Annotated in this window: 27 protein-coding genes; 8 read left to right on the top strand and 19 right to left on the bottom strand. The window is 51.3% G+C overall.

Annotated features, from left to right (window positions below):
- Nucleotides 1-11: 11 nt before the first annotated feature.
- The 6 genes from OCU43_RS05885 to OCU43_RS05860 all read right to left on the bottom strand — a co-directional run bounded on the left by OCU43_RS05885 (nt 12) and on the right by OCU43_RS05860 (nt 5,828).
- Entirely contained in the window at nt 12-476 is a 465-nt protein-coding gene (locus OCU43_RS05885; protein ID WP_091360708.1) for a MarR family winged helix-turn-helix transcriptional regulator, read from the bottom strand.
- Between the two features lie 271 nt (nt 477-747).
- Entirely contained in the window at nt 748-1,269 is a 522-nt protein-coding gene (locus OCU43_RS05880) for a hypothetical protein (RefSeq protein WP_091360710.1), read from the bottom strand.
- Nucleotides 1,270-1,478: 209 nt separating this feature from the next.
- Nucleotides 1,479-2,693 carry a multidrug effflux MFS transporter gene (locus tag OCU43_RS05875; protein ID WP_091360711.1) on the bottom strand — a complete coding sequence of 405 codons (1,215 nt, stop codon included), beginning with the start codon at nt 2,691-2,693 and terminating at the stop codon, nt 1,479-1,481.
- Between the two features lie 181 nt (nt 2,694-2,874).
- A complete protein-coding gene (locus tag OCU43_RS05870; RefSeq protein ID WP_091360713.1) occupies nt 2,875-3,657 on the bottom strand; it encodes an amidohydrolase in 783 nt (260 codons plus the stop codon).
- Complete coding sequence (locus tag OCU43_RS05865) at nt 3,645-4,793, bottom strand: pyridoxal phosphate-dependent aminotransferase (protein WP_091360715.1); 1,149 nt, start codon at nt 4,791-4,793, stop codon at nt 3,645-3,647. The genes OCU43_RS05870 and OCU43_RS05865 overlap by 13 nt, the downstream gene beginning before the upstream one ends.
- Nucleotides 4,794-4,889: 96 nt before the next feature.
- Nucleotides 4,890-5,828: a nucleoside recognition domain-containing protein gene (locus OCU43_RS05860; RefSeq protein WP_091360717.1), complete on the bottom strand. Its 939-nt coding sequence runs from the start codon at nt 5,826-5,828 to the stop codon at nt 4,890-4,892.
- 253 nt (nt 5,829-6,081) lie between these two features.
- Here OCU43_RS05860 and pbpG point away from each other — a divergent pair, with 253 nt between their 5' ends.
- Together pbpG and OCU43_RS05850 are read left to right on the top strand one after the other, a co-directional pair.
- Nucleotides 6,082-7,125, top strand: a complete 1,044-nt coding sequence (gene pbpG / locus OCU43_RS05855; RefSeq protein ID WP_245756620.1) for a D-alanyl-D-alanine endopeptidase — start codon at nt 6,082-6,084, stop codon at nt 7,123-7,125.
- Between the two features lie 91 nt (nt 7,126-7,216).
- The gene (locus OCU43_RS05850) at nt 7,217-8,212 is read left to right on the top strand and encodes a diguanylate cyclase (protein ID WP_175483581.1); all 996 of its coding nucleotides are present in this window, start codon (nt 7,217-7,219) and stop codon (nt 8,210-8,212) included.
- Nucleotides 8,213-8,226: 14 nt separating this feature from the next.
- On the opposite strand, the gene OCU43_RS05845 is transcribed toward OCU43_RS05850, so the two are convergent.
- The gene (locus OCU43_RS05845; protein WP_091360721.1) at nt 8,227-8,919 is read right to left on the bottom strand and encodes an aspartate/glutamate racemase family protein; all 693 of its coding nucleotides are present in this window, start codon (nt 8,917-8,919) and stop codon (nt 8,227-8,229) included.
- Nucleotides 8,920-9,086: 167 nt separating this feature from the next.
- On the opposite strand from OCU43_RS05845, the gene OCU43_RS05840 reads away from it, so the two are divergent.
- A complete protein-coding gene (locus OCU43_RS05840) occupies nt 9,087-9,692 on the top strand; it encodes a Yip1 family protein (protein ID WP_091360722.1) in 606 nt (201 codons plus the stop codon).
- A 77-nt stretch (nt 9,693-9,769) separates the two neighbouring features.
- Here the strand turns inward: OCU43_RS05840 and mtnK are convergent, their stop codons facing one another.
- Nucleotides 9,770-10,975 (bottom strand): S-methyl-5-thioribose kinase, encoded by a 1,206-nt coding sequence (gene mtnK, locus OCU43_RS05835; RefSeq protein WP_091360724.1) that lies wholly within the window; start codon nt 10,973-10,975, stop codon nt 9,770-9,772.
- A gap of 187 nt (nt 10,976-11,162) precedes the next feature.
- Here mtnK and mtnA point away from each other — a divergent pair, with 187 nt between their 5' ends.
- On the top strand, nt 11,163-12,182 hold the full coding sequence (mtnA, locus tag OCU43_RS05830) for an S-methyl-5-thioribose-1-phosphate isomerase (RefSeq protein ID WP_091360726.1): 1,020 nt from the start codon (nt 11,163-11,165) through the stop codon (nt 12,180-12,182).
- 85 nt (nt 12,183-12,267) lie between these two features.
- Here the strand turns inward: mtnA and OCU43_RS05825 are convergent, their stop codons facing one another.
- From OCU43_RS05825 to OCU43_RS05815, 3 genes are read right to left on the bottom strand one after another with little or no spacing between them, the layout of a single operon-like run.
- Nucleotides 12,268-12,810, bottom strand: coding sequence for a 1,2-dihydroxy-3-keto-5-methylthiopentene dioxygenase (locus OCU43_RS05825; protein WP_091360727.1), 543 nt, complete (start codon nt 12,808-12,810; stop codon nt 12,268-12,270).
- Between the two features lie 14 nt (nt 12,811-12,824).
- Nucleotides 12,825-13,511, bottom strand: a complete 687-nt coding sequence (mtnC, locus tag OCU43_RS05820) for an acireductone synthase (RefSeq protein WP_091360729.1) — start codon at nt 13,509-13,511, stop codon at nt 12,825-12,827.
- Between the two features lie 36 nt (nt 13,512-13,547).
- A complete protein-coding gene (locus tag OCU43_RS05815) occupies nt 13,548-14,171 on the bottom strand; it encodes a methylthioribulose 1-phosphate dehydratase (protein ID WP_091360730.1) in 624 nt (207 codons plus the stop codon).
- A 301-nt stretch (nt 14,172-14,472) separates the two neighbouring features.
- Here OCU43_RS05815 and OCU43_RS05810 point away from each other — a divergent pair, with 301 nt between their 5' ends.
- On the top strand, nt 14,473-15,798 hold the full coding sequence (locus OCU43_RS05810) for a GGDEF domain-containing protein (RefSeq protein ID WP_091360732.1): 1,326 nt from the start codon (nt 14,473-14,475) through the stop codon (nt 15,796-15,798).
- A gap of 14 nt (nt 15,799-15,812) precedes the next feature.
- Here OCU43_RS05810 and OCU43_RS05805 read toward each other — a convergent pair whose 3' ends face one another.
- The 4 genes from OCU43_RS05805 to pyrC form a co-directional block, all read right to left on the bottom strand.
- A complete protein-coding gene (locus OCU43_RS05805; RefSeq protein ID WP_205213943.1) occupies nt 15,813-16,154 on the bottom strand; it encodes a hypothetical protein in 342 nt (113 codons plus the stop codon).
- A gap of 11 nt (nt 16,155-16,165) precedes the next feature.
- The gene (locus tag OCU43_RS05800; RefSeq protein WP_091360735.1) at nt 16,166-16,672 is read right to left on the bottom strand and encodes a hypothetical protein; all 507 of its coding nucleotides are present in this window, start codon (nt 16,670-16,672) and stop codon (nt 16,166-16,168) included.
- Nucleotides 16,673-17,128: 456 nt separating this feature from the next.
- Nucleotides 17,129-18,142 (bottom strand): asparaginase, encoded by a 1,014-nt coding sequence (gene ansA / locus OCU43_RS05795; protein WP_091360736.1) that lies wholly within the window; start codon nt 18,140-18,142, stop codon nt 17,129-17,131.
- A gap of 68 nt (nt 18,143-18,210) precedes the next feature.
- Nucleotides 18,211-19,245, bottom strand: a complete 1,035-nt coding sequence (pyrC, locus tag OCU43_RS05790; RefSeq protein ID WP_091360738.1) for a dihydroorotase — start codon at nt 19,243-19,245, stop codon at nt 18,211-18,213.
- A gap of 224 nt (nt 19,246-19,469) precedes the next feature.
- Here pyrC and OCU43_RS05785 point away from each other — a divergent pair, with 224 nt between their 5' ends.
- Nucleotides 19,470-19,949 carry an Hsp20 family protein gene (locus OCU43_RS05785; protein ID WP_091360740.1) on the top strand — a complete coding sequence of 160 codons (480 nt, stop codon included), beginning with the start codon at nt 19,470-19,472 and terminating at the stop codon, nt 19,947-19,949.
- A gap of 69 nt (nt 19,950-20,018) precedes the next feature.
- Nucleotides 20,019-21,386, top strand: coding sequence for a Do family serine endopeptidase (locus tag OCU43_RS05780; protein WP_091360742.1), 1,368 nt, complete (start codon nt 20,019-20,021; stop codon nt 21,384-21,386).
- 23 nt (nt 21,387-21,409) lie between these two features.
- Here the strand turns inward: OCU43_RS05780 and OCU43_RS05775 are convergent, their stop codons facing one another.
- Nucleotides 21,410-21,685, bottom strand: a complete 276-nt coding sequence (locus OCU43_RS05775) for a GIY-YIG nuclease family protein (protein ID WP_091360743.1) — start codon at nt 21,683-21,685, stop codon at nt 21,410-21,412.
- A complete protein-coding gene (locus OCU43_RS05770) occupies nt 21,685-22,533 on the bottom strand; it encodes an alpha/beta fold hydrolase (protein WP_091360745.1) in 849 nt (282 codons plus the stop codon). Before OCU43_RS05770 ends, OCU43_RS05775 begins: the two co-directional genes overlap by 1 nt.
- A 348-nt stretch (nt 22,534-22,881) precedes the next feature.
- Between OCU43_RS05770 and OCU43_RS05765 the strand changes: the two genes are divergently transcribed.
- A complete protein-coding gene (locus OCU43_RS05765; protein ID WP_139203214.1) occupies nt 22,882-23,313 on the top strand; it encodes a hypothetical protein in 432 nt (143 codons plus the stop codon).
- Nucleotides 23,314-23,477: 164 nt separating this feature from the next.
- On the opposite strand, the gene OCU43_RS05760 is transcribed toward OCU43_RS05765, so the two are convergent.
- Both OCU43_RS05760 and OCU43_RS05755 read right to left on the bottom strand, forming a co-directional pair.
- Nucleotides 23,478-24,410, bottom strand: a complete 933-nt coding sequence (locus OCU43_RS05760) for an HDOD domain-containing protein (protein WP_091360749.1) — start codon at nt 24,408-24,410, stop codon at nt 23,478-23,480.
- Nucleotides 24,411-24,623: 213 nt separating this feature from the next.
- A complete protein-coding gene (locus OCU43_RS05755; RefSeq protein ID WP_091360751.1) occupies nt 24,624-25,532 on the bottom strand; it encodes an HDOD domain-containing protein in 909 nt (302 codons plus the stop codon).
- Between the last annotated feature and the right edge of the window lie 144 nt (nt 25,533-25,676).

Genomic DNA, 25,676 nt, shown 5'->3' with positions numbered 1-25,676 from the left:
ACTGACTGTTGCTATTGTTTAGCAGGTTTATGGTTTGCTATACGATCCAGCATGTCGATAATTAAAGGCTTCTCACCCTCATTCAACAGACTGGTAAAGCTGGCTTCATGTTTCAGTACTTCAGCCACCAGTTCCTTATAGAAAATCTCCCCATGGGGCGTCAGAAACAGCGCATGTGAACGGCGATCAGATGCTGAAGGCTTACGCTCGACAATATTCATGCTTTCAAGACGATCAACCACACTGACCATAGCCGAACGGTCATTGCCCAGCGCATTCGCTATAGCGGTCTGGGTTAACCCCGGATTTCGCTCGACGATAGACAGAACGCCAAATAAACCCGGCGTAATGCCAAACCGGGAACAGTGCTCAGAAAAGTCATTAAAAATATTCACCTGAGCTCTTCGCAGTTTATAACCAACAAGAGTATCAAGGATTCCGTAATCGATATCTTCCGATGAATTTAGATTAGCCATTAAATTATTTACATTCTTAACAATTTTAATTACAGCAATTATAAAGGATTATCATCTTTAATGACACTCATCCACGCTATCGACAATATTTTACACACCCCTGATCTCTCTGTGCAGCATGCAGGCACCCGGTTCATTTTTATGGCTTGATCTCTGTGTGCGAAAGATGAGATCAGCAATCCAAAACCTGAATCAGGCCTCCTGCTGTTTCAACGACACCTCATCCGCCTGGGTCACCCCAGCTATCCATAGCGTTTGTTGATCAGATCCTTTACGCCGCAAGCGGATGATCGTGAAAAACATGGCTGCTCTCTATCAGTGCTTTGGGGCAATGCATACGAACCTTCTTATAGACATCCGGCAGCAACTCCACGGCAACATCGACGATCATCAGAATCTGCCCTGCCTCGATCGCATGGCGGTATTTTTCAAGATCGGAGTTTGGTGTGCTCTCCCCAATCGCTTTACCAACCAGCCCGCCACAGAAAGAACAGAAGATCGTAATGACTAACAGGGCAATACTGCCAAATTCAAACCCAAAAATAGTGGAGCCGTAGGCAAATATACCGGCTACCAGCCCTATTACGCCGCCAGCAACGATGCCCCAGTTAAAATCATTTTCCACTTCCGACGTTTCCATGTCGGTGGCTTCGTGCAGATGGGCTTTTTGCAATATTGAGTGATCGCTGGCAACCAGATGCATCGCTTCATCACCGATCCCCAGTTGCCGTAACTCCTCAACCACAAGTTCAGCATGAGCCAGATCCGGCGTCAGAAAAGTTAAACGTCTCATTTCATACCTCCCGGCCTGTCGGCCGCTATGAATGTATCAAGTATAGTTCAACTTGCTGATCCCCAACCGTGATCGGTAGATCTGTGGCTGATACAAAAAAGCCCATCAGAGTAACGGGCTTTGGATTAAAATGAAACCGATCTATTTATAGTTCACATCATCCCACTGCCAGCGAAGGGTACATCAACAAGGACTCCAGATATTCCGGGCTAGTGGCCCACGTCGGCATATCGATGCAGGCAATAACAGATCAGCAGCGCAATACTGATCAACACCAGAAAACCACCGACCAATGGGTAGATAGTCTGGTTGTAGAGCTGACCAATGATCAGACTGAACACAATACTCAGCAGGGTCGATAAAGCACTCACCAGGCCTGCGCCGATACCCGCCAGATGCCCCAGAGGTTCCATCGCCATCGAATTGAGGTTGCCGAACAGGAGTCCGACAGCGAAGAACACCAGAAAAAGGTAGATCACCAGGGTCTGCAAAGGCGGATGCCCGGTGTAAAATATCACCACAGGCAGGTAGATCAGTGATAGCAGAGTAATACTGATCAGCGAGAGAATAATCAGCCGCCACATACCATAGCGTCCTACGAGGCGGGCATTCATCAGCGAAGCCAGACCGATGGCGCCCGCCAGGCAACCAAAGTAGAGAGGAAACTGTGTTCCCAGTGCATACTGATCCTGCAATACCGGCTGCGACAGATTGAGATAACCAATAAAGGCACCAAACACCAGTCCTGTTACCAGGGTAAACCCCATCGCGACGCGATGGCTGACCACCTCTTTAAAGCCACGCCATAAAATCCCTGCAGCAAATGAGCGACGATTTACCTCTGCCAGCGTTTCCGGCATCCGTATCATTAGCCACACACTCAACACGATAGCGGCGGACAACAAACCGATAAAGATCATTCGCCAATCGGCATAATACAAAACCAGTTGTCCCAGGGCTGGCGCCATCATCGGCACCAGAATAAACACCGTCATAACAAACGACATCACCCGCGCCATTGCCCTACCGGCGTACAGATCCCTGACCAGCGCGACCGACACAACCCGGGGTCCGGCCAGACCAAAGCCCTGCAGCACCCGACCCAGCAACATCTGCTGAAAACTATCCGCGGTGACCGATAACAGCGTTCCGGCAGCAAAGATCACCAGGCCAAATAAAATCACTGATTTGCGGCCAAATGAGTCCGATAACGGCCCATAGAGAAACTGCCCGACAGCCATACCGACAAAAAAAGTCACGATAACCAGTTGGTTATCATTGGGATCGGCAACATTCAGATCATTACCAATAATCCCCAATGCCGGCAGCATCGCGTCTATTGAGAGTGCCGCCAGAGAGATCAGCAGCGCAATCAGGGTTACAAACTCGGCAAATGGGATCGCCTTATCCTTCTGGTGGTGCAATTGAGATATCCTTAACTAAATATCGGCGCCTACGGCCGCGGAGCTGTATCTTGAGGGCTATATAATACACAACAGAGCGCTACACTGTTGCCAGAAATAGTGGATTATCGGTGACTTTTCCAGCGGACGCCTCCGGCCACAATCACTGCACCGGCATCAAGCGCGATCCGGGGACTGGCTTCTAACCATCCTGAATAGTAAAACTATCCGCATCCATCCAGGCCGGAAACTTCTGTTTAAAATCAGATAGTTCCGCAGCGGATAAACAGAAGCTTTCGCAGAAAGGCGTTCCGGGCTCCCGATCAATCAACAGCTCCCCCCGGAAATCCACCAGCAGACTATCGCCGCTGTAATCGTGGCCATTGGCATCCGCTCCTACCCGGTTAACTCCGGCCACATAACAGAGATTTTCGATCGCACGGGCCTGCAGCAGCTTCCGCCAGGGTTGCCGGCGGGGGGATGGCCAGTTGGCCACATAGAGGGCCAGGTCATAATCATTACAGTTGCGGGAAAACACCGGAAAACGCAGGTCATAGCAGACCTGCAGCAAAATTCTCCAGCCTTTATAGTCAACGATCACCCGCTTTTCGCCAGGCTGATAACGCTCATGTTCACCCGCCATACGGAACAGGTGTCGTTTGTCGTAGAATGTCTGGCTACCATCCGGAAAGGTAAAGATCATCCTGTTGACATAACCGTTACCCGCTTCGATGGCCAGACTGCCAGTTATCGCAATTCCCCGCTGTAGGGCTTGCTGCTGCAACCACTGGCAGGTCTCCCCGCCCATCGGTTCAGCAGCGGTCCGGCTGTCCATAGTAAATCCGGTGGAAAACATCTCCGGAAGCAACACCAGGTCGGTACCCTCAGCGTGCTGGTCCATCAGTTGTTCATACATAGCACGATTTTCAGCGGGATTCTGCCACTGCATATCGGGCTGAATCAGCGTTATTGTCAGATCCTGCATAGTTTTTCCGCTGCCTCTCTCAGCGTGTCATCACTTTTAGCAAAGCAGAAACGTACTAACCGTTGCTCCGGCGGTGACTGGTAAAAAACCGATACCGGAATCGCGGCAACCCCCACCTCGGTGGTGAGCCAGCGGGCAAAGGTCAGATCATCCATCTCCGGTTGAATATCAGAATAGTCCATCAACTGAAAATAGGTGCCGTTTGCCGGGGTAAAACGGAATCGACCGGGTGTCATCAGTTGGCAGAACAGATCCCGCTTCTGCTGGTAGAACCCGGGTAATTCAAGATAGTGTTCAGGGTAATCATTAATAAAATCGGCCAGCGCCAGTTGAATCGGATGCACAGTACAAAATGTCAGGTATTGATGCAATTTGCGAAACTCAGTGGTCAGCGCCGCCGGCGCAACACAGTAGCCCACCTTCCAACCGGTCGTGTGATAAGTTTTACCAAAAGATGAAACCACAAAGGCTCGCTCCGCCAGTGCCGGTCTGCGCAGCAGACTCTGATGCGGGCCGTTGAAGCAGATATGTTCGTAGACCTCATCACTGAGCAACAGGATATCACTACCTTTTACCAGTGCCTGCAGCTGATCCAGGTCTGAAGATGACAACACAGAACCAGTTGGATTATGGGGGCTGTTAAGAATAATCATGCGGGTTTTGTCATTAATCGCCTGCTTAACCTGCGACCAGTCAATGGCAAAATCCGGGGCACGCAACGGCAGATGCACAGCCGTGCCACCATTCAGTTCAATGGCGGGTTCATAGCTGTCATAAGCCGGATCAAAGACGATTACTTCATCCCCCGGGCACACCACAGCGCCGATCGCAGCAAACAGCGCTTCTGTGGCTCCGGAGGTGACCGTCACCTCCGTTTCCGGGTTAACGGTGCAGCCATAGAGTTTCTCAACTTTCAACGCAATCGCATTGCGTAACGCCATCACTCCCGCCATAGGGGCATACTGATTGAGACCATTCTCGAGGTAATAGGTTACCCTATCCAACAACGCCAGCGGGCCATCAAAGTCGGGGAAACCCTGCGACAAGTTAATCGCTCCATGCTCTGCGGCCAGCTGCGACATCTCAGTAAAGATGGTGGTACCAACTTTGGGTAGTTTGGTCGGTGGGTATTGCATCAGTGTGTTGTTCCTTTAAGGCGCGCTGTGAATTACAGCAATAGGGTCAACTCTAAGTCTGCTCTGGCCGGGGGTCAAGCTGAACCCACTGTCTGCTCAGAAAATCAACAGGTGCAGCACACCCCGCACCAGAATACCAACGATAGCCCCAAGCACAGCAGCCCTGGCAATCGATGCGACCCGCTTACCGGCGGCCATCAGAATCGCGACTCCGGCCACATCAAACGGATGGATAATAAACCCGGCTATCCTGTTCAGATCGGTTGCGGTCATCGCCCCCTGATTGATCAGATCAATGGTCACCCCCATCATTGCGGTGCCGCCAGCAATAAACTTAGTCACGATCGGCAACACGGTAGATTCGGGCAGATCAACCAGCGCCAGTACCGGAGCAAGCAGCGCCGTCAGCAACTCAATCGAGCCGGTAATTTTCAATAGATTAACGAAACAGAGCGCCAGAATCAGTAACGGTATAGAGGCGAGCACAATCCTCACCCCCTCCTGACCGCCATCAGACAAAATCTGAATCACATTCTTTTTTTCATGCAACTCAGGCGCCAGATGCTCAGTGTGGCTGTAATCATCATCAAGGCTCGGATCACGGGCGAATAGATAATAGGTTGCAGCTGCCGCAATAAGCCCGCCAATCAGCGAGGTTATCATAATCACCGGCACATCCAGCCCCACCACGGCCATTGGAAAGACCACATTGGCCTGAGACAGGGTCAGCACGATTGCCAGAGTGGCCGCAATTGCCCGCCGCGCGGTACCGTCCCGATCCATAATAGCCAGAGTCGCAACCGGCGCATTGAAGCTGACAAACAGAATCTGCAGCATCGCAAAGATCCCCAGCCCTGGTACCCCAAACGGTTTCACCAGCGGCGACAGTCTGTTTGAGATCCAGCCGAGTACGCCTTTACTTTCCAGCAGTTTCATCAGTGCCAACATCACCACCATCACCGGCAGCAACACATACAACACCATATCCATAGCCGTTCGGCCAGAATCGAGAATCAGTGTAATAATCTGTTCCATTTAAATTTTGCTCGCTCCAGAAATAGCGCTGTTCATTTTACTCTGTCGGAACTGTATTCTAACTCATCATGTTTCTGCGCATATTTCTTCTTACTGGCCTGACCCGATCTGCCGCCATAAAAACATAAAATGAGTAACGAAACCAACGATAATGCGATCCAGCTATGATAGAGTCTGCAACTATACGGCTATGTTGACAGGGACCTCAGGCCAATCAACTGTTGAAATAGCAATCTAAAATTACGGCTCTGTTTTGAAAACGATCTCAGCAACACCTCTGTCCCACAATCGTAACGCTGAAGCCAAAATAGCGCAGTGGTTGGCTAATCGTCTGATACAGCGATTGTGTTTACTGATTTGCACTGTTTTTCTGTCGTTCCAGCCGCTACCGGTTTCGGCCCAGTCGGCTGTAGCAGTCCAGGCCAGAGCGGTTTCCAGTACGACTCAACGTCTACTTAACCTCGATCCGGAAAAAATAGAGCTGGCCTCAGTCAGTGCCGCTGTTGTTGATAACAAAACCGGCGCCCCTCTGTATAAAAAACATGCTGAACTGGTGCTGCCGATCGCCTCCATCACCAAACTGATGACGGCGATGGTGACGCTGGACGCAGGGCTCTCCCTGTCAGAGAAGATAACGTTCACTGAAACACAAAAACGGGCCAACCATAACTACTATAGCCGAATCCGCATTGGCTCTGAGCTGCCCCGCAAAGATGTTATACGCATCGCCCTGATGTCCTCTGAAAATCTGGCCGCCTCGGCGCTTGGACACAGCTATCCCGGCGGTATCAAAGCGTTTGTTAACGCGATGAATCGTAAAGCCCGACAACTGGGTATGACCCATAGCCACTTTGTCGATTCAACCGGACTGTCAGAAGCGAATGTCTCAACCGCTTCGGACCTTGCCATTATGGTGCGGGCTGCCGCCAGCTACCCAAAGATATCCGAATATAGCAAAACCAGAAGCTACACGGCCCGCTTTAGTGAACCGCGATATTCTCTGCGCTATGGCAATACCAATGTACTGGTTCACCGCAAAAGCTGGGATATTGACGTTACCAAAACCGGCTATCTGAATGAAGCCGGCCGCTGTCTGGTCATGATGACCCGGGTTAATGGCAGAGAAACCGTAATGGTCATGCTAAACTCGTACGGTAAACGCACACCGGTTGGAGATGCCGGTCGGATTAAACGCTGGCTCACAACGGGCAAAAGCGGAAAAATCAGTAGTTCTGCAAAACACTATCAGCATCAGGTACTGCAGCAGCTTATACCTGAACAACTGGCACTGCATTAGGCTCACCCTAATGAAAAAAGCAGATGATCAGCTCCCCGTTAACACTGGCCGCCAGCATGCCAATACAAGCAGATCAGGGACTGATAACGTGATGAATAACCTACTTGAAAGTTTGCACCATGATGATTTCGAACAGCTCGCTGCCGATATCAAGCAATCGCTGGAAGCGCACCGCCACTGGATGCAGAGAATTACCACTGCGCTGGTGGCCCGGCAACCGTTAGAGGAAAACCAGTTTATTGCGGTGGATGCCCACCTTCACTGCCACTTTGGTCGCTGGCTGACAAAAATCTTTCAGGATGAGCTGTTTCAACAAGGCTCTTTTCTGAGAATTGAGCAGTATCACAGGCAATTACACGATGCTGCCCGCACCCTGATTTATCAGCTGAACCACCACGCAGAGGTTGATATTGCAGCGTTTGAGAAATTCATGCAGTTGCAAAAAGAGTTCTTCGATATGGTGATGATGCTGTTTGAATTTTCAGTCCTGAATAAGCAGCAGTTTGATCCCACTACCCGGCTGATGAACCGTCGATCTGTAGACTCGGTACTGGCCAATGAATATAGCCGGATGCAACGGGCCGATGACTACTACTGCTGTGTTGCCATGGCCGATATCGACCAGTTTAAACAGGTGAATGATCTCTGGGGGCATGATGTGGGAGACCTGCTGCTAAGTCACACAGCGAAAATATTCAACGATGCTATACGCCGTCATGACACCGTATCACGCTATGGCGGTGAAGAGTTTCTGTTTATCTTTCCGGATATGCGCTTGGAGCAGGCGGGGCTTGTAGTAGATCGTATCCGCAAGCAACTGGCAAACAGCAGTATCAGCCATCACAGTCACCTGCACTCTGTCACCGCCTCTTTCGGTGTCACTCAACTGTGCCGCCATTGCGATATCAAAGGTTCTGTCAAACGCGCTGATATCGCCATGTATGCAGCCAAGGAGAGTGGCAGAAACTGTACAGTGACCGTCGATAGCCAGGCAGTGGTCGGGCAGACATCCTATGAACATCTCAATAAGGAGATCACTGAACTGATTCGCCAGCACTGTAAACGGGTGGCGCCCGGAACCGATTAGGCTAATTAACCACCTCAGGACAGGGCTAAGTCTACCGCTGCGGCAGCGTGAATAGCCGTGGTATCGTACACTGGTACTGAGGTGTCTGACTGGCGTATCAGCAACGCGATTTCCGTACATCCGAGAATCACCGCCTGTGCCCCCTGCTCCGCCAGCGAGGCGATTATCTTCAAGTACACCTGACGCGAGTCGTCATTGATCTGGCCCTGACACAGCTCATCATAAATGATGCGATGCACACTTGCCTGATCAGCCGCATCGGGCACTAACACCCGGATACCATGTTGCGCGGTCAGGCGGCCTTTATAAAAATCCTGCTCCATGGTGAAGCGGGTACCCAAAAGACCAACCGTTTCTATACCGTCTGCTTTTAACTGCTCTGCCGTGGTATCGGCGATGTGCAGCAATGGAATCGACACCGCCGCCTCCACCTGTTGCGCGACTTTATGCATGGTATTGGTGCCAATCATAAAGAAATCTGCTCCGGCGGCCTCTACCGCCCGCGCCGCCTGTTCGAGTATCACCCCGGCCTGATGCCAGTCACCCTGCTGCTGCAGCGTTTCAACCTCCGCAAAATCAACGCTGAACAATGCCATTTTAGCGGAGTGTAATCCACCTAACTGCTCCTTGATACCACAGTTGATTGCCTTGTAATAACTGGTGGTGGACTCCCAGCTCATTCCGCCTAACAGACCGATTGTTTTCATGCTTACTCTCCATACTCATGTCGTTTACAGAGAATATAAAATTATCAGAGCAGGGCACCAGATACAGTTTTTACTCAGGTACAGCAGTACAGATTGACGATATTGATCTACCCTTTATTCAGACACGTAATAATCTGGCACCACCCACAACATAGCAGGTGATTCTCATGACCATAAAATCGATGTCTGAAATCTTCTATCATCCCCACCTGGCAATGCAGCATTTACGGGATGAAAAACTCAGGGGCACTGGAGAGGTGCTTGTGATTCTGGCATTGCTGGCATTGATACCCGCCGTTTCACTGTTTATCGGTACTACTCAGCTCGGCTGGAGTCTGACCCCTGGGGGAGATGCGATAAAGCTGAGCCTGATCAGCGCACTTAACTCAGCCATCGCATTCTATCTGGCAACCTGCTTCGCCCTCTGCTTAATGGGCTTTACCATGCACTGGATGGAAAAAACCTACGGCGGTCATGCATCACTGGAGCGCTGTATGAATCTGACGCTCTATACGGCCACCCCCCTGTTACTGGCTGGATTTGCCGGACTCTATCCCATGTTGTGGTTTTGCGTTGCGGTGGGATTGGTGGCTCTGGTCTATAGCACCTGGTTACTGTTTACCGGTGTCCCGATCATTATGAAGATTCCTGAAGAACGGGGCTTTCTGTTCTGCATCTCTATTCTGACGGTGGGGTTGGTATTACTGGTGGGTTTAAGGTCGGCCACCGTATTTCTCTGGAGCACAACAACGCCGCTGGTCTACGTGCAATGATTGTTCACACCGGCCAGAACCTGAAAAGCCTGCACTGACTGACATCAGAGCAGGCTCTTAACGTTATCAGGCGGCGCTTAACGGCAGTAAAGCTCACCGCGTACTCTATCGATAACCTCAGCAATACTGCTCAATGTCGTACGCTCTTTAATCAGTATCTGCCCCAGGGTCAACGCCAGACGTTCAGAGTCGGCACGACGTTCAGTATCCTCAATCGACTCAATATCCATAACATGTGCCAGACCGATGGTTCTGCGAATCATCTCGGTTCCGGCATATCCCAGAGAGTCAGCCAACAGCTCGCTGATATACCAGTCTGCATATTCTCCCAGTTGCAGGCTGGGATCACGGGTTTCCACTGACATATGCTGCCGGAAGCGCTGTTCGAAGGTATGCCACAGAGTGTTGATCCCTGCCAGCAACCACTGCTGGTAGTCGCTGCGTTCTGCGTACTCCCCCCGCTGATTTGCCTGCCCGGCAACATTCAACAGATAGTTACCGATAACAGTACCAATATCGAAGCCTGCCGGACCAACATAGGCAAACTCAGGGTCAATAATTTTCGTGCCATGTTCATTAGCGAAGACCGATCCGGCGTGCAGATCACCGTGCAACAGCGCTTCAGCCTGATTAAGAAACTTGATCTTCAGACGGGCCACTTCCAGTTTTAATGCACTATCCTGCCACAGTTTTTCCGCATCAGTTCGGAGAGAGGCATTGATGCTGTTACGCTCATGATCACAATACGGATCCCAGAAGAATAACTCTTCCGAAATTTTGCACAGATCCGGGTTAATAAACCGCTGTACCAGAGATTTTTTCTCATAGGTATCCAGATAAAGATCTGAGGTATAAAACAGGGTATCCGCCAGAAAACGTCCCAGATGCTCCGCCAGCAAGGGCAACTGTTTTCGCTCTACCATGGCTATACGCAGATTTTCAAAAGCGCTGATATCCTCCATCACAATGGCACACTGCTCAGCATCATAGTGATATACCTGCGGCACTAAGTCAGGACAGTGGTTCGCCTCCAGCTGCAACGCTTCCGCCTCGATCCGTACCCGGTCCTGAGACAGAGGCCAGCCCTCACCAATAATACGGATATAGGGCAGCGCCTGTTTGATAATCAGACTGTTGGCTGCACCGGTCACCCGGTAGACAAAATTAATATTGCCATCACCGATCTCTTCCACCTGTAAAGACTCTTCGGAGGTAAACAGATCGCTGTGTTGACGGGCAAAAGCGATCACATCGGTATCTGAGGAAAATTTTCTGAAGCTCATTGTTATTATCAATTCCAAAGCGATTAAAGAAAGCGAGAAAAGAGCGTCCTGGGAGAACGTATCAAAAGCACATCTCTGCTGGGATTGACTGCATTGTGGCAAATCTGCTCTGCTCTGCCTACCCCTTTTCTGAGCCCTCGGTTCCTGATAACTTAGGCGGCCTGAAAACCTTCCTGATGGAGCTTCCATGAAAGACCTGCTCGCAACCAGTATCAAATATCAACACGGAGCTCTTTACGTGCTGGATCAGCACCAGTTACCTCACCAAGAGCAGTGGCTTCCCTGTGATAGCAGCGATGCCATGATTGCGATGATTAAAAAGTTGCAGATTCGTGGTGCTCCACTGATTGGCATTGGTGCCAGTCTGCTACTGGCGTACTTGTCAGAACAGGGGCTGACTGCAGATGAGCTGCATACTCAGGCTGAGCGGCTGCGGGCAGCACGACCGACTGCGGTTAACCTGATGAACTGCATCGACCGGATGCTGGCGACACTTGAAAACGAAGGCCCGGCTGGCTTAAGCCGGTGTGCCGAGCAGCTCTTCGAAGAGGACGTTGATCTGTGCAACCGCATGGCAGGCTTTGGGGCAGAGCTGATTTTCGACGGCGCCAATATTCTCACCCATTGTAACACCGGAAGCCTGGCCACGGCTGGCGTGGGCACCGCTATCGGCGTTATCGGTGAGGTGAAACAACAAGGCAAGCAGCTGCATGTCTGGGTGGATGAAACCCGTCCCCTGCTGCAGGGGGGGCGCCTGACCGCCTGGGAGATGGCCCGCCTGGGCGTTCCCCACACCCTGATTTGCGATAATATGGCAGCCACGCTGATGGCCCAGGGTAAAGTCGATGTGGTGCTGGTCGGATCTGACCGGATCGCTGCTAACGGTGATTTTGCCAACAAAGTAGGCACCTACTCACTGGCAGTGATCGCCCACCACCATAAGGTACCGTTCTATGTGGTTGCCCCCTACACCACCGTTGATCCCGAATGCCCCGATGGTAAAGCGATTCCCATAGAACAACGCAGCCCGGCTGAAGTACAGGGTGTCAGTGGCAGTTTTGGCGAGGTGAACTGGGCCCCGGATAATACCCCGGTCTATAACCCAGCCTTCGATGTTACCCCCGCAGCGCTGGTCACCGGCTGGATTCTAGATACCGGGGTTTACAGCCAGGAACAGATCGCCGCTGGGGTATTGAAGACGCTGTGAGAGAAGAGCCTGAAATCAGGCACTTCGTCTCAGGATAAAGCACCGAGATGTGAAATTCAGAGAGGCTGATAGTCCAACTGACGCCTCAGGCCTCAAACTTAGGAAACTGATCAGCAATGGTACTACCGGTATAGTTGGCTACCCAACCTTCAGGGTTATTGAACAGGCGGATCGCGGTAAAGTCCGGTTGCGGCCCCATATCAAACCAGTGGGTGGTATTGGCGGGTACGGAGATCAGGTCATCTTTGCAGCAGAGAACCTTATACACTTTTTCGGCAACATGGAGGTAGAACATCCCCTCCCCACGGACAAAGAAACGCACTTCATCTTCGCTGTGGGTATGTTCGCTGAGAAACTTCTGCCGCAGTTCATCCTTAGCCGGGTTGTCGCTGGCCAGACTGATGGTATCAACAGTGATATAACCCTGTTCATCTTTCAGACGCTGAATTTCAGCATCGTAAGCCGCGAGGATATCCGCAGCACTACTGTTGGCATCGATCGCCTGCCCCGCTTCCCAGCGCTCAAAACGGACACCGATGTCAGCCAGTTTAGTACCGATCTCTGCACCATCCGTGCTGGAGTATACTGGTTGGGCATTATCATCAGAGTATATTGTTAATTCACTCACTGCTTAGTCCTCAGTTAAATATTCGTCAGCGTTATCTGCTGAAAAGTCTGAACCACCGTATGATCGCTCTGTGCCGGAAGCTGATCCCGGGCTAACAGCGTTGTTGCCATTCCCGCTTCGCGCGCCGCATCCAGCTCTTCTTTGATATCAGACAGAAAAAGAATCTCAGCCGCAGGCAAACCGATATCGGCGGCGATTGCCCGATAGGCGGTCGCTTCGCGCTTATGACCGGTGGTTGTATCATAGTAACCACCGAACAACGGCGTCAGATCACCAAAATCACTGTAACCGAATAACAGCTTCTGCGCTTTAACCGAACCCGATGAAAAGACATACAGCTTCAGCCCCTGCTGCTGCCACTTTTGCAGATACTCATAAGCATCATCATACAGGTGGCCGGTAAAATCCTGCTGTTCATAGCCGGCGACCCAGATCAGTCCCTGCAGGGTTTTCAACGCAGTTACTTTTTTATCCTGCTCTATCCAGCCAAGAAATGCGCGGATCAGTGTTTCCAGATCTGCCTCTGGCTGGCCCAGTTCCGCCCGGGCATCCTCCAGGACTGACTGTACAATCTCATCCTGTTCATGGCCACGAAGATAACCTGCCAGATGATCATAGGCATAGGGAAACAGCACCTTATGAACAAAATTGATATCAGTTGTGGTGCCTTCAATATCGGTCAGAATCGCTTTAATCGTCATGAGTTACCCTTTATACACTCTTGATTCAGCACTTTTTTAGGGACGCAGGCGGCGCATCTCCAGCTCACAGGCAAACAGGAACTCCAGTCCCTCCAGGTGACGTCGGGCCTCATTCACATCGTGTCCCCAGGCATAAAGGCCATGACCCCGTACCAGAAATCCCCAGTTCAGTGGCGCTTGCTGCCAGCGCAGGGCTAACTGCTCTGCCAGCGCCTGCATATCCTGGGTATTATCAAACACCGCCAGCTGTATCGTCGCTTCATGGCTCTGATTTCCGGACAGTGATTTTTGCATCTCATAACCACAAAGAGTAAGCCAGTCGTCTCTCTCTAATCGTGACAGCACCGTAGAGGCGACCGAGTGGGTATGCAGCACCGCGCCGATGGCGGAATTGAGCTGATACAACCGGGTATGCAGCAGCGTTTCTGCCGAGGGCTTAAGTTTGCTTTCAAGCGGCTGACCATCGAGATCCACCGTGAGCAGATCTTCATCCGTCAACCGCCCTTTATGCCGTCCTGACGCGGTCACCAGCGCCTGATCATCAGATAGCCTCGCAGAGAAATTACCACCGGTCGCAGGACACCAGCCCTGAGCGTCGATCCAGCGGCCTGCCTCGATGAGTGCTGATGAAACAATAGCTGAAGGAATTGCTGTTCGCATGAATCAATATCCGCTGTAAAATTGCAGCCTAGTGTACTCGATTTTACGCCGCTGACGAAGTCCGTTCTCAACCTCTCTTATTCCCTGATTAGCGCTGAACCATGGTAACAACAGTTACTATTTCGGGTATAAAAATCATCAGCCCACCCTACGCAATCAACTGAACAGTGCCATAATCAGACTTGGTAAAGCGCTTAACGTTCGCCTGTTTAGGCTCAACACTTATCGGGCGTTCCCTCCAGTTTTATTACTCAGGCATTTGCTAACCCAAGCGTTTCAGAGAGGCAGACCGAAACAACTGATGAAAGACGATTACAAGCACCTTATCCATATAAAAAGCCATGACGAACTGGAGCTTTATGAGCTGATACCCGATGTCGTCTGGATCTTTGATCTGGATAAGCACGGATGGTGGTGGGGCAACCAGCCCGCCCTGAAATTCTGGGGACTCAGTCAACTGGATGAACTGATCAACAAGGATCTGTCCGGTGACACCCAGGGCGCCCGGGACCGGACCGTTCAGACCTTTGAGCTGGCAGCCAAAAATGGCCTGACGATTGACCCCTGGACCACCTATCCTGACGGCAAACCCAAAACACTTTATATGAAACACCGCGCCGTGCTGGTCGGTCCTGAGCGTCACCGGGCGATTATTGCCTATATCAACGAAGAGGTTAATCTGGGAGAAACACCGGAAAACCTGCTGCTGGTTGAGGCGATGCGCTATACCACCGTGATGGTCACCAGTTTCACCTTTGAGGGGGAGATCGTGATCGAAAACCCAGCCGCCACGGAAGCCTATAACCACATCGATCCTAAACAGATATCTGACCAGCGGTCAGCCTTCAGTGCCCGTTTCGCCACCCCTGCAGAGGGTGAATCCCTGCTGCAGCAAGCGATCAGTGAAAAAGGGGGACGCTGGACCCATCTGATGCATACCAGTGCAGGCTTACGTCAGCACACTCTCGATATTCGTATTACCCGTCACCCCCTGAGCGGCGATTTTTTGATTCTGATGGCGGAATATGATGTGACACCACTGTATGAAGCGCTCAATGAAGCCCATGAAGCCCAGGAAGAGCTTCGAAAAATGGCCCATTACGATGCGGTGAGCGGCCTGCCCTCGCTTAATTTTCTGATGCAGCATGCGCCCAACTATCTGGCCAGAGCGGAACGAAGCAGACAACAGCTGGCAGTGATGTTTATCGATCTCGATGGTTTTAAAGCCATCAATGATAGCTGGGGCCACGATACCGGCGACCAGGTGTTGCGGGAGATAGCCCAGCGATTATCCGGAGTATTACGGGATGCCGATCAGATCGCCCGTATCGGCGGCGATGAATTTATCATTCTGGTGGATGATATACACGATGAAAACAGTGTCACGACGGTAGCAGAAAAGATTATCCATCGCCTGGAAGGGAAGATCAGCCTGAAAGACTCTGCAGCCATCCCCACTCAGGTGCGCGTCAGTGCCAGTATTGGTATCGCCCTCTTTCCCGAACATGGCAAGACTCTGGAACAACTTATCAAAGTTGCCGATAAGGCCATGTACCGTGTCAAAAACAGCGGTAAAGCCAGTTACGCGATTGGAAACAGCCCGGCCAACGATCTCACCACAGACTAATCAGCGATATCGCCTCAACCCGGGGGTGTCGACAGGTCCAGGCCGGTTGCTGAACCGATCGCATTCCATAAAACACCGACAACCGCATTCCAGACTTTCTCGATGGTCACCATCAGTAACCCGCGCAGGGTTTTAGCAAAATTGAGTGCCATATCCTCGAGGGAATCGAGAAAGAAATCCTGCAGGTCGGCATCAATATCTCCGGAAATAACGCCAGCGGCAATTAACTGAGCCTGTTTGGCCAGTGCTTTTAGCTGTCGTTCAGAAAACCCGCGCAACACCGTCACATCCTGATTAATCACCTGTGAGGCGGCACTCTTCATATCTTCAACCAGTTGATCAGTATTTATAGACATTATCATCTCCCCTATCTTTCAAGAAAGGATTCATAGGTAATGACCTGATCCATTGACACCACCACATCATTTTTGAATGCTGCCACTGCCCCGGGCTTCAGCCCCGAAGCGCAATCAACCTGCTTCATCTTCGTCAACACCCTGGAGACATGCTCAAGAGAGTATGAGCTGGGGGCTTTCCCACCACTCATGGCAGCAACGCCTTTAGACTCAAGAAACGCGTTGACTTTTTCAGCAACCGAGCTGTCCGGCACAGGGCGTGCACTGGCCTGAATAGCCAGAGCATCGACGGAACCAATGATGCGGTTAAACGTCTTTGCACGCTTATCGCAATCTGCGCTGTTTGTGCCCTCGGCAACCGCGGCAAACAGCTCCATAATGTTGACATTGGTCTGGGTAACACCTTTAAACAGAGCAGAGTCATATTTTGGGGCTAACTGTGCAGCACACCCTGTCAGCAACAGGATCAGCAGTACGCAACCCAGCATCAGCCGGTTATCAGCATTCACTCTCATCATCTTCAATACCTCCTGTAATACTCAGATACGCCACAATGCCGGGCATATCCATTCATGGGTTGTGAGGACACAGGTATGCACGAACCCGGGCCGCTCGTTAATCAACCGGACAGATCCAGGTACTGATATTCATGGGAGTACTCTGTCGGATCTCACCTGTCCTGACGCCAGCCTTAATTCAGCGGCTTCTCACATGTCACAAAAGAGCGGCACGCCATGGATAAGGAGCAGAAAGCGGATGGAGATAGCCCATGGCAACCCCTTTGAGTGTAGCCAAGCACAGGGGCAATGCCATCAGATGTGACGAAAAACTAAACAGATGTTTTGCTGGAGCGATATACTCCGGAAGAGAGCCAGACCACTACCGATATGGATAAACCAGAGCGGTATCACTACCCCATCAGCATAAAATCAGTGTACTGAGTGAGTATTAAAGGGCCTGGGAAAACTGTGAACCTACTGCGCCATCTCGCCACAGAGGCTCTGAATCATCAACCCTTTAACCCGATCTGCAGGCTGAGTGGCCAGCAGAAAGTGCAGTTTGGTAAAAGCAGCTTCCAGGGTCAGATCCCTGCCGGGAATGACACCGATCCGGTTCAGTGTTGCCCCGGTCGCATAAGCGCCCTGACTGACCTGGCCCTGCAGGCACTGAGTAATATTGACGATGGTGACGCCTCGCCGGACGGCATTGTCTAACTCGGCCATCAACTCGCCGTTGGCATCTGGTGGATTACCCGCTCCGTAAGTGTGCAGAACGACACCTTTAACCGCCGGGTTGCTCAGCAGATCCCGGGCTATACGTGCGGAGATACCCGGATAGACCGGCAATATCACCACCGCGTCCGGATTAAAGTCGGGAATTTTAAAATCAGCCGTGCCGCTCTGTAGCAGCAGCTCGGTATGCAGTTCGATATCGATGCCCGCCTGTCCCAGCCAGCCGAAGTTTGGCGAGTCAAAGGCATCTAACGCGCTGCTTTTCAGCTTGCTGGCGCGATTGCCTCGCAGCAGGCGTCCATTAAAGCAGATACAAACCTCTGGAATAGCATCGCCTGCGGCAAACATCAGCGATGACAGCAGATTATCCAGCGCATCGTTACGCAACTGTGCCAGGGGAATCTGCGACCCGGTGACGATCACCGGCTTGTCCATGCCCTGCAACATAAACGACAACATCGATGCGGTATATGCCATGGTATCTGTGCCGTGCAGCAATAAAAAACCATCGTACTGCTGCCAGTGCGCGGTAATGATACCGCCAAGCTCGGTCCAGTGGTGCGGTTGCAGGTTGGCGCTGTCGATCAGCTGTTCCAACTCCAGCACCTCAAACGCCGGTAACTCAGATGCGCCGGTGGTGCGGCGCAGCTGTGCCCGCAAGCGCTGTTCAAAGCCGGCCACCGGTACATAACCCTTTTCAGAGGCCTGCATTCCGATAGTGCCGCCCGCATAGATAATCAATATGTTTCGTTTCATAGCGTTAATTATGACACTGCCGGGATGATATAAAAAAGCCCGGATAGCTCCGGGCCTCGACTGCTTGCTTATGCCTGCAACTTCCAACGGACCTTCTGGCCGGCAAAGAATGGCACGATTGGGCGACCATCCGGCAGGGTAATCTCTTCCGGCAGAGTCCACTCTTCACGTATCAGGGTGATGGTACCCTCATTGCGCGGCAAGCCGTAGAAATCGGCACCAAAGTTACTGGCAAACCCTTCCAGCTTCTCCAGTACTCCCAGCTCTTCAAACACATGAGCATAGAGTTCAATAGCACTCCAGGCACTGTAACACCCGGCACAGCCACAGGCGTTCTCTTTCGCCTCTTTGGCGTGGGGTGCAGAATCCGTTCCGAGGAAGAATTTGGGTGAACCTGACTGCACCATTTGCCGCAGAACCGCCTGATGGGTATTGCGTTTCAGTACCGGCAGGCAGAAATTATGGGGACGCACCCCTCCCACCAGCAGGTCATTACGGTTTAACAACAGATGTTGCGGGGTAATGGTGGCTGCGACATTGTCAGACGCGTCTAGCACAAAGTGCGCCGCATCAGCAGTGGTAATATGCTCAAAAACCACTTTCAACTGCGGGAAACGCGCCACGATTTTACTCATCTTCTGATCAATAAACTCTTTTTCCCGATCAAAAATATCAATATGGTGATCGGTGACCTCACCATGCACCAACAGGGGCATCCCCTGCTCAGCCATCACCTCAAACACCGGATACATAGCCTCCAGATCGGTCACCGCTGCTGCCGAGTTGGTCGTCGCGCCCGCCGGATAGAGCTTGGCAGCAACTACTCCCGCTGCTTTCGCCTGAATAATATCCTCACCGGAGGTCGCGTTAGTCAGATACAGGGTCATCAGCGGTTCAAATGTTGAACCTGATGGACGGGCTGCTTCGATGCGGGTCCTGTAGGCCTGCGCCATCTGTGCATTCACCACCGGCGGCACCAGGTTTGGCATCACAATGGCGCGCTGAAAACAGCGGGCTGTGGCCGGAACGGTTTCCGCCAGCATATCGCCATCACGGAAATGCAGGTGCCAGTCATCGGGGGTACGGATGGTCAGGGTTGTCATAGAGCGGGAATCCTAAACGCTGAGAGTATTGAGTCGGCGTATTATAGCGGTGCAGACGCAGGGCGAAAAGCAAGCAGCAGGTTTTCGCGGTCATCCGCTTAAAAAGACTTGAAAATTTTCCTGCTGATCCCAATTTTAAACAATACCGGAGGGTCGCTTCTCATGGAGGGCCGTCCGGACACTATGTTGATTTATTTTATATCGCTTCTGACGGAGGATATCTTATGAACACAATTGATCTTACTCCTCTCTATCGCAACAGCATCGGCTTTGACCGGCTCGCCTCACTTCTGGATAGCGCTCTGAGCAGCAACACCGTGTCATCCGGCTATCCGCCATACAATATTGAGGCGCTTGACGAGAACAGATACGTTATCTCGCTGGCGGTAGCGGGCTTTGAAAAATCAGATATTGATATCACAGTTGATCGTGATCTGTTGATCATTAAAGGATCAAAACCCGAAGACGAGAACCGAAAATATCTCTACCAGGGGATAGCACACCGCACCTTCGAGCGAAAATTTGACCTTGCCGAGCATATTGAGGTGAGCGGCGCAGAAATGGAAAATGGTCTGTTGAAAATCTCTCTGGTTAAGGAGATTCCCGAGGCGATGAAGCCAAAAGAGATACCGATCAGTGATACCAGTGATGCTCCGCCGCAATCGCTGAATCATCAGCCTGAAACGATAGACCAGGCACACTGACAGATAACCCGGCTCAGCTTTCTACCGGAAAGCTGAGCCATTCATGATCACAACCAACGGATATTCTCCATGGCAAATCAGTTAACTGCGATCATCCTGTTACTAAGCTGCCTGATCTGCAGCCAGACTGCATCAGCCGGCCTGCCGGTAAGCCTGCCTGACCAGGGTCCGCTGCCATCCCTTGCGCCGATGCTGGAAAAGATCAATCCGGCAGTTGTCAATATCGCCACCTACTCCACCCAGGTGAACCGTTACAATCCACTACTGAACGATCCCTTTTTCCGCCGTTTTTTTAATTTCCCGGATGCTCAGTTTAAACAGTATCAGCAGCCGGAAAGGCAGCAACAAAGTGCCGGTTCCGGAGTCATCGTCAATGCCAGTGAAGGCGTTGTGATCACCAATTACCATGTAATCAAAGGTGCGGATGAGGTGCAGGTGAGTCTGATTGATGGCCGAAGTTTTGCCGCTGAGGTCATCGGTACCGACCCGGAACTGGATATCGCCATGTTGAGAATTGAGGCAGAACACCTCTCAGAGGTGAGTATTGCCGATTCATCTGCGGTACGGGTCGGCGATTTCGTAGTCGCTATCGGCAACCCTTTCGGGCTGGGACAGACCGTCACAACCGGCATTGTCAGTGCCATTGGTCGCAGCGGCCTGGGTATCGAAGGGTATGAAAACTTTATTCAGACCGACGCATCAATCAATCCGGGCAACTCTGGCGGAGCGCTGGTCAACCTGAGGGGAGAGCTGGTGGGGATCAATACCGCCATTATCGCTCCCGCAGGAGGCAATGTCGGCATCGGCTTCGCAATTCCGGCCAATATGGTCAACGCCAGTATGCGACAGTTACTCGCCTATGGCGAGGTAAAGCGCGGCGATATTGGTCTTGCCGTTCAGGATATTACACCGCAACTATCGGAAGCGTTTAATCTCAAAAATGGTCAACAGGGGGTCCTGATCACTCAGGTAGATGAGCACTCACCTGCCGCTGCTGCCGGTGTCGAACCGGGGGACATCATAACCCGGATCAACGGCACCAAAACCGGGTCATCTGCCCATTTCCGCAGCCAGATATCGATGTCCGCAATCGGGGATATGCTCAGGCTGGACATTCTGCGGCAGAACAAAACACTGAAGATCGGCGTCAAAGTGGTCGCCCGGGAAGACCTGTCCTACAGCGGAAAAAGTCTCCATCCGCTGCTGGAAGGCGCCCAGTTTGAAAACAATCCCGAAGGCGGTGTCGTGGTATCCGCAGTGAAGCCCAACTCCCCCGCAGCCTACAATGGTCTTCGTCCGGACGATATTTTAGTCAGTGCTAACCGGATCGCACTGCACGATATTGAAACCCTGCGTCGGGCGCTGAGTCATGACCGCTCATCAGTCCTGCTGAAAATCATCAGGGATAATGTATCGCTGTTTCTGGTGATCCGTTAAGTAAACCCGATGCTGCAGGCGGCCTACTGACCAACCGCAGACTGGAGCAGTTTAAGCTTGGCAGAACGGGACAGCGCTTTGATCTGTGCTTCCCTTTTGCACGCTACTGAACGGTTTTCGCAGGGTTCCCTGTAGGCCAGACTGACCGGACGACGGGCCCGGGTATACCTGGCCCCCAAGCGGTCACTCAGGTTATGCTCCTTAATCCGGCGGTCGGTGTCGGTTGTCACGCCGGTATAAAGTGAACCATCGGCACAACGCAGAATATACACATACCAACAGGAGGATGGGGCTGACATCAGAGATAATCCAGCTTACTCATATCCAGATCAACCCCGTCCATTGAGGCGAGAAAATTCAGCAAGATCAGATTAACCTGATCGGGCTGCTCCAGCGTCGGCATATGACCGGCATTTTCAATCAGGGCCAGTTGACTGCCCGGTATAAGATCATGCTGAGCCTGAGCATCAGATACCGGATAGGCGGAATCATTTTCACCCGTAATGATCAATGTCGGACAGCCTATCGCTGCAACGTCTTCAAGCATCGACTGACGCTGAAACAGAACCCGTCCCAGACTGACTAAACCACGAATCTGTTCAGGTTCAAGAAACATCAGATCAAAGCGAAACGTTTCCACCACCGCAGGGTAAAGCACCTGAGCCTCTTCACTGAAATAGATCTGCACAATGCTATCCAGCAGTTCAGGTGTGAGCTCCACCTGCGTCTCAACCGTATCAATCAGCTGCAGATACTGCTGCTTTTTAGTAACCGTTTCATCGCTCAGACTCGATCCAATCAGCACCAGACTGGCAACTGCATCCGGGTATTTCATCGCCAGCTTCGCTCCCCAGAGCCCGGCGGTCGACATCCCCAACACACTATAACGATCGATATTAAGATGCTGCATCAGTTGATGGTGGTCTTCAGCGAGGCTTTCGATACTGAGGCCGCTTTCACTCACCACCTGTGATTGACCATGGGACCAGAGATCCGGCACTATACAGCGGAAATGTTCTGACAGCGATTGCAACTGACGGGCCCAGACTCGGCTATCCCAAAGAAAACTGTGCCCCAGAAGCAGAGGAAATCCGCTTCCCTGATCGAGATAATGCAATTCCCGGTCATTGACTGTAAAACTGGGCATGGTGTTTCCTTGTGCTAAAATGAACCGCTACCGGCGCTAAAAAGTGCGTTCTAATATAAAGAAGTTGTACCCATAACAAAAGCAATACTCTGCTTAAAAAGAGGGCTTACTGCCCAGAACAGGTAATAACAACAGCTATCATAAAAACAGTGAACCACTGTCAGCAATTTATCTGATTCTGATCACCCTGAACCGGCTGTATGCCGATCTGAACAGGTTGAAACAGGTTATTAGTAGTGACGCGACCACAATCAGGTAAAAGAAACTGAGTTCCCCTCCGGGGTGCTGGCCGATACACTGTGAAAAAACCTGATAAATTATCCAATAAAACTGAACTCCGGACCCCTGATGAGCCACACAACTTTCGGTACTATTGTAGTATCAGCCATGCTTCTGGCAGGATGCTCCAACCCGGTTAAACCGGCACACGAGGAATATTCCGGTAGCGGCGGGATGACCCAGTGGAATATTGATCCCATCGTATACCTCTATCATTATCAGCATGGATTCACCGGCAGCGATGCTCTGGGTTACGATGAGCAGTTGCAAACCGTCTGGTCCCGCCTCGGTGCGGCCGTCACCTGTAATATCCGCTATAACAAACAGGATATGATCCAGCGACTGATGCATCGGTTTGGCGAGAAAGCGATCACTCACGAACTGAACGGTATCGGCTTCCATAGCGTGCAAAGCCGTAAAGTTCCTGACTTTTGCAACCCTTCAAGGATAAAGAATATCACCTCAGCGTTGCAACGATATAGCAGAGGCCAGTTCGACTGAATACATACCTGATCTCATCTACTGGCGGACTCTGAAAGTCATCAATGCCCGGCCATGCCCCCGGGATTCTGCAGCAGCAATTTAAAGCGCCGGGTTCTGTGGATACCCGTTACCCTCTATACCCCGTTAACACTGGCGGTGGATATTATCTATCGGGGCTATCACTACTCTGTCAGGGATTCTGTCAGCTCGGGCATGGACAACACCGCTTCACACTGTTCGGTAATTCTGGGGAGCTCAGCCGCCAGTTTGTCGATGGGAAAATCGATTTCAGGCCAGTCACTCTTAATACAATGTTCTGAAATATTCCCCCTGAGCAGAGTGTGGGACCAGGCTTGCCACTCTGGATTTTTGAGCGTCATGACACTGAGAAAATCGGCAAACTGCAGTAGCGTCAGCAGTTGCCTGACAGGTAAGGAAAGCTCATCACACTGCCAGAAGTCACTTTGATGGTGCAATAACAATGTCTTGGTAAGCGAATCCGGCAAGCGCCATTGCCGGGCGACAAGACAGCCCAGCTCAGTATGGTTGAAGCCAAATTGCTGATCTTCCAGGTCATTCAGCTCATCAGGTGAGTCCCACCCCGTCTGATCAATTAATTCAACCGTATCCGCAGCTATCTGTAACATAATGAACCGGCCTAAATCATGAATTAAGCCGCTGATGTAAGCCAGTTCAGGATTAACGTTAAAATCAGTGGTATGTTCAGCCAGAAACTGGCACATCCGGGCGGTTTCGACTGAGTGACGCCAACACATCGTAATTCCAGGTCGGGTGACCTCAAGAAACGGAATTTTAACAAGCGTTTTCATCAGCTCCAGGGTTTTGAAAACACCAATCCGCTCCAGTGCGTGCTCAAGATTATAGACCGGCTTATCCTGACCCTGTGGCATGGCGTGCGCGTATGAAAGCACCCTGGCAGCCAGGGGCGGGTATTGCTCTGCTAACGCCGCAACTTTGATATAAAAATCAACTGAGTCACAACTCAACTGCTTCAGTTCATCAATAACCGAAGGGGCTATTGGCAGGTATTCAATCTCATCATTAACAAAATCAAGATTGATTAACTTTTGATACTGGGCGCTATTCTTGTTCATTTGCTCCCCCCTTCTACTGAGACTGGCTGTAAAGCGTTTCGTTCTCCAGGAGTAACAACAATGACTCACTCAACCATGCTCACCAGAAGCGATTGAGGAGTGATTGACAACTGACAAGCGTAACAATCGAAATGAGTTAACAGTATATAAAGACTAGCTTAAACCATTCACTTCGCCGCAAAAATAGGAAAAAGTCTTAATAAGGATACACTCTCAGGCGGTGCCTGCTTTGAGCAGCACCGCCTGACACTGTTCAGAGATTGCCGGCAGCTGCGCCACCAGTTTATCGACAGGGAAGTCGACCTCTGGCCAGTTTTTATGTATACAGAATCCGCAGATAGCCCCTTTTAGCTGAGTGGAGGACCAGGCCGGCCATTCCGGATTTTTTATCAAAAAAACACTGAGAAAATCAGCAAACTGAACAATCGTCAACAGTTGCTTAAAGGGCACCGAGACGGAATCATAGCGCCACAGATCATAATCATGATGCAGCCGTAACATACTGGTGAGGGTGCGGGGAAGGTTCCAGTGCTGCGCGGCCAGATAACCCACTTCGGCATGGGTAAATCCATAAGTTTGCTGCTCTACATCGGAAAGCTCTTCCGGAGAGTTCCAACCCTTTGTATCCACCACTTCAACCGCTTTAACGGCGATCTGCAGCAGCACAAAGCGGCCTATATCATGGAGTAAACCTGCCATATAGGCCAGATCGCTACTAACATTGAAGCCCGGGGTATTCTGTGCCAGAAAGCGGCTGAACCGGGCCGTCTCAAGGGAGTGCCGCCAACCAATTTTATGTCCAGGGCTGGTCGGTTCAAATACCGGTACTGCCGTCAACTCCTGCATCAGCGCCAGTGTATTGAAAACCCCCATCCGCTCGAGCGCTTTCTCAATATTATAAACCGGCTTCAAAGGACCACAGGGAACCCTGTGCGCAGCAGAAAGCACCTTTGCCGCCAGTGGCGGATCCTGTTCGGCAAGCTCTGCCACCTTGGAATAGAAATCGATAGCATCATGACTCAGCGTACTCAGTTGCTCAACCACAAAGGGTATCAGAGGCAGATTATCAATTCGGTCTTTTACAAAATCGAGTGTAAATATCCGTTTACGATCCTCATCCATCGTTATCACCTTCGGGTTCGTCAATAGCAGGTACTGATACGCTCACCCGCCACAGGCTCACAGTATAAGTTATTATATTTGTTGTTAATTATACACTCAGGTTATCGGCCACTCAGTCAGAAATTACAGTCTGACACCGACCGG

Source organism: Amphritea atlantica (assembly GCF_024347255.1).
GTDB classification, from domain to species: Bacteria; Pseudomonadota; Gammaproteobacteria; order Pseudomonadales; family Balneatricaceae; genus Amphritea; species Amphritea atlantica.
The sequence above is the reverse complement of the archived record's forward strand: the minus strand, read 5'-3'. Positions and strand labels throughout refer to the sequence as shown.

Coding starts and splice junctions, on each gene's coding strand:
- OCU43_RS05885 (WP_091360708.1), bottom strand. CDS start 476: ATGGCTAATCTAAATTCATCGGAAGATATCGATTACGGAATCCTTGAT.
- OCU43_RS05880 (WP_091360710.1), bottom strand. CDS start 1,269: ATGAGACGTTTAACTTTTCTGACGCCGGATCTGGCTCATGCTGAACTT.
- OCU43_RS05870 (WP_091360713.1), bottom strand. CDS start 3,657: ATGCAGGATCTGACAATAACGCTGATTCAGCCCGATATGCAGTGGCAG.
- OCU43_RS05865 (WP_091360715.1), bottom strand. CDS start 4,793: ATGCAATACCCACCGACCAAACTACCCAAAGTTGGTACCACCATCTTT.
- OCU43_RS05860 (WP_091360717.1), bottom strand. CDS start 5,828: ATGGAACAGATTATTACACTGATTCTCGATTCTGGCCGAACGGCTATG.
- OCU43_RS05850 (WP_175483581.1), top strand. CDS start 7,217: ATGAATAACCTACTTGAAAGTTTGCACCATGATGATTTCGAACAGCTC.
- OCU43_RS05845 (WP_091360721.1), bottom strand. CDS start 8,919: ATGAAAACAATCGGTCTGTTAGGCGGAATGAGCTGGGAGTCCACCACC.
- OCU43_RS05840 (WP_091360722.1), top strand. CDS start 9,087: ATGACCATAAAATCGATGTCTGAAATCTTCTATCATCCCCACCTGGCA.
- mtnK (WP_091360724.1), bottom strand. CDS start 10,975: ATGAGCTTCAGAAAATTTTCCTCAGATACCGATGTGATCGCTTTTGCC.
- mtnA (WP_091360726.1), top strand. CDS start 11,163: ATGAAAGACCTGCTCGCAACCAGTATCAAATATCAACACGGAGCTCTT.
- mtnC (WP_091360729.1), bottom strand. CDS start 13,511: ATGACGATTAAAGCGATTCTGACCGATATTGAAGGCACCACAACTGAT.
- OCU43_RS05815 (WP_091360730.1), bottom strand. CDS start 14,171: ATGCGAACAGCAATTCCTTCAGCTATTGTTTCATCAGCACTCATCGAG.
- OCU43_RS05810 (WP_091360732.1), top strand. CDS start 14,473: ATGAAAGACGATTACAAGCACCTTATCCATATAAAAAGCCATGACGAA.
- OCU43_RS05805 (WP_205213943.1), bottom strand. CDS start 16,154: ATGTCTATAAATACTGATCAACTGGTTGAAGATATGAAGAGTGCCGCC.
- OCU43_RS05800 (WP_091360735.1), bottom strand. CDS start 16,672: ATGATGAGAGTGAATGCTGATAACCGGCTGATGCTGGGTTGCGTACTG.
- ansA (WP_091360736.1), bottom strand. CDS start 18,142: ATGAAACGAAACATATTGATTATCTATGCGGGCGGCACTATCGGAATG.
- pyrC (WP_091360738.1), bottom strand. CDS start 19,245: ATGACAACCCTGACCATCCGTACCCCCGATGACTGGCACCTGCATTTC.
- OCU43_RS05785 (WP_091360740.1), top strand. CDS start 19,470: ATGAACACAATTGATCTTACTCCTCTCTATCGCAACAGCATCGGCTTT.
- OCU43_RS05780 (WP_091360742.1), top strand. CDS start 20,019: ATGGCAAATCAGTTAACTGCGATCATCCTGTTACTAAGCTGCCTGATC.
- OCU43_RS05775 (WP_091360743.1), bottom strand. CDS start 21,685: ATGTCAGCCCCATCCTCCTGTTGGTATGTGTATATTCTGCGTTGTGCC.
- OCU43_RS05770 (WP_091360745.1), bottom strand. CDS start 22,533: ATGCCCAGTTTTACAGTCAATGACCGGGAATTGCATTATCTCGATCAG.
- OCU43_RS05765 (WP_139203214.1), top strand. CDS start 22,882: ATGAGCCACACAACTTTCGGTACTATTGTAGTATCAGCCATGCTTCTG.
- OCU43_RS05760 (WP_091360749.1), bottom strand. CDS start 24,410: ATGAACAAGAATAGCGCCCAGTATCAAAAGTTAATCAATCTTGATTTT.
- OCU43_RS05755 (WP_091360751.1), bottom strand. CDS start 25,532: ATGGATGAGGATCGTAAACGGATATTTACACTCGATTTTGTAAAAGAC.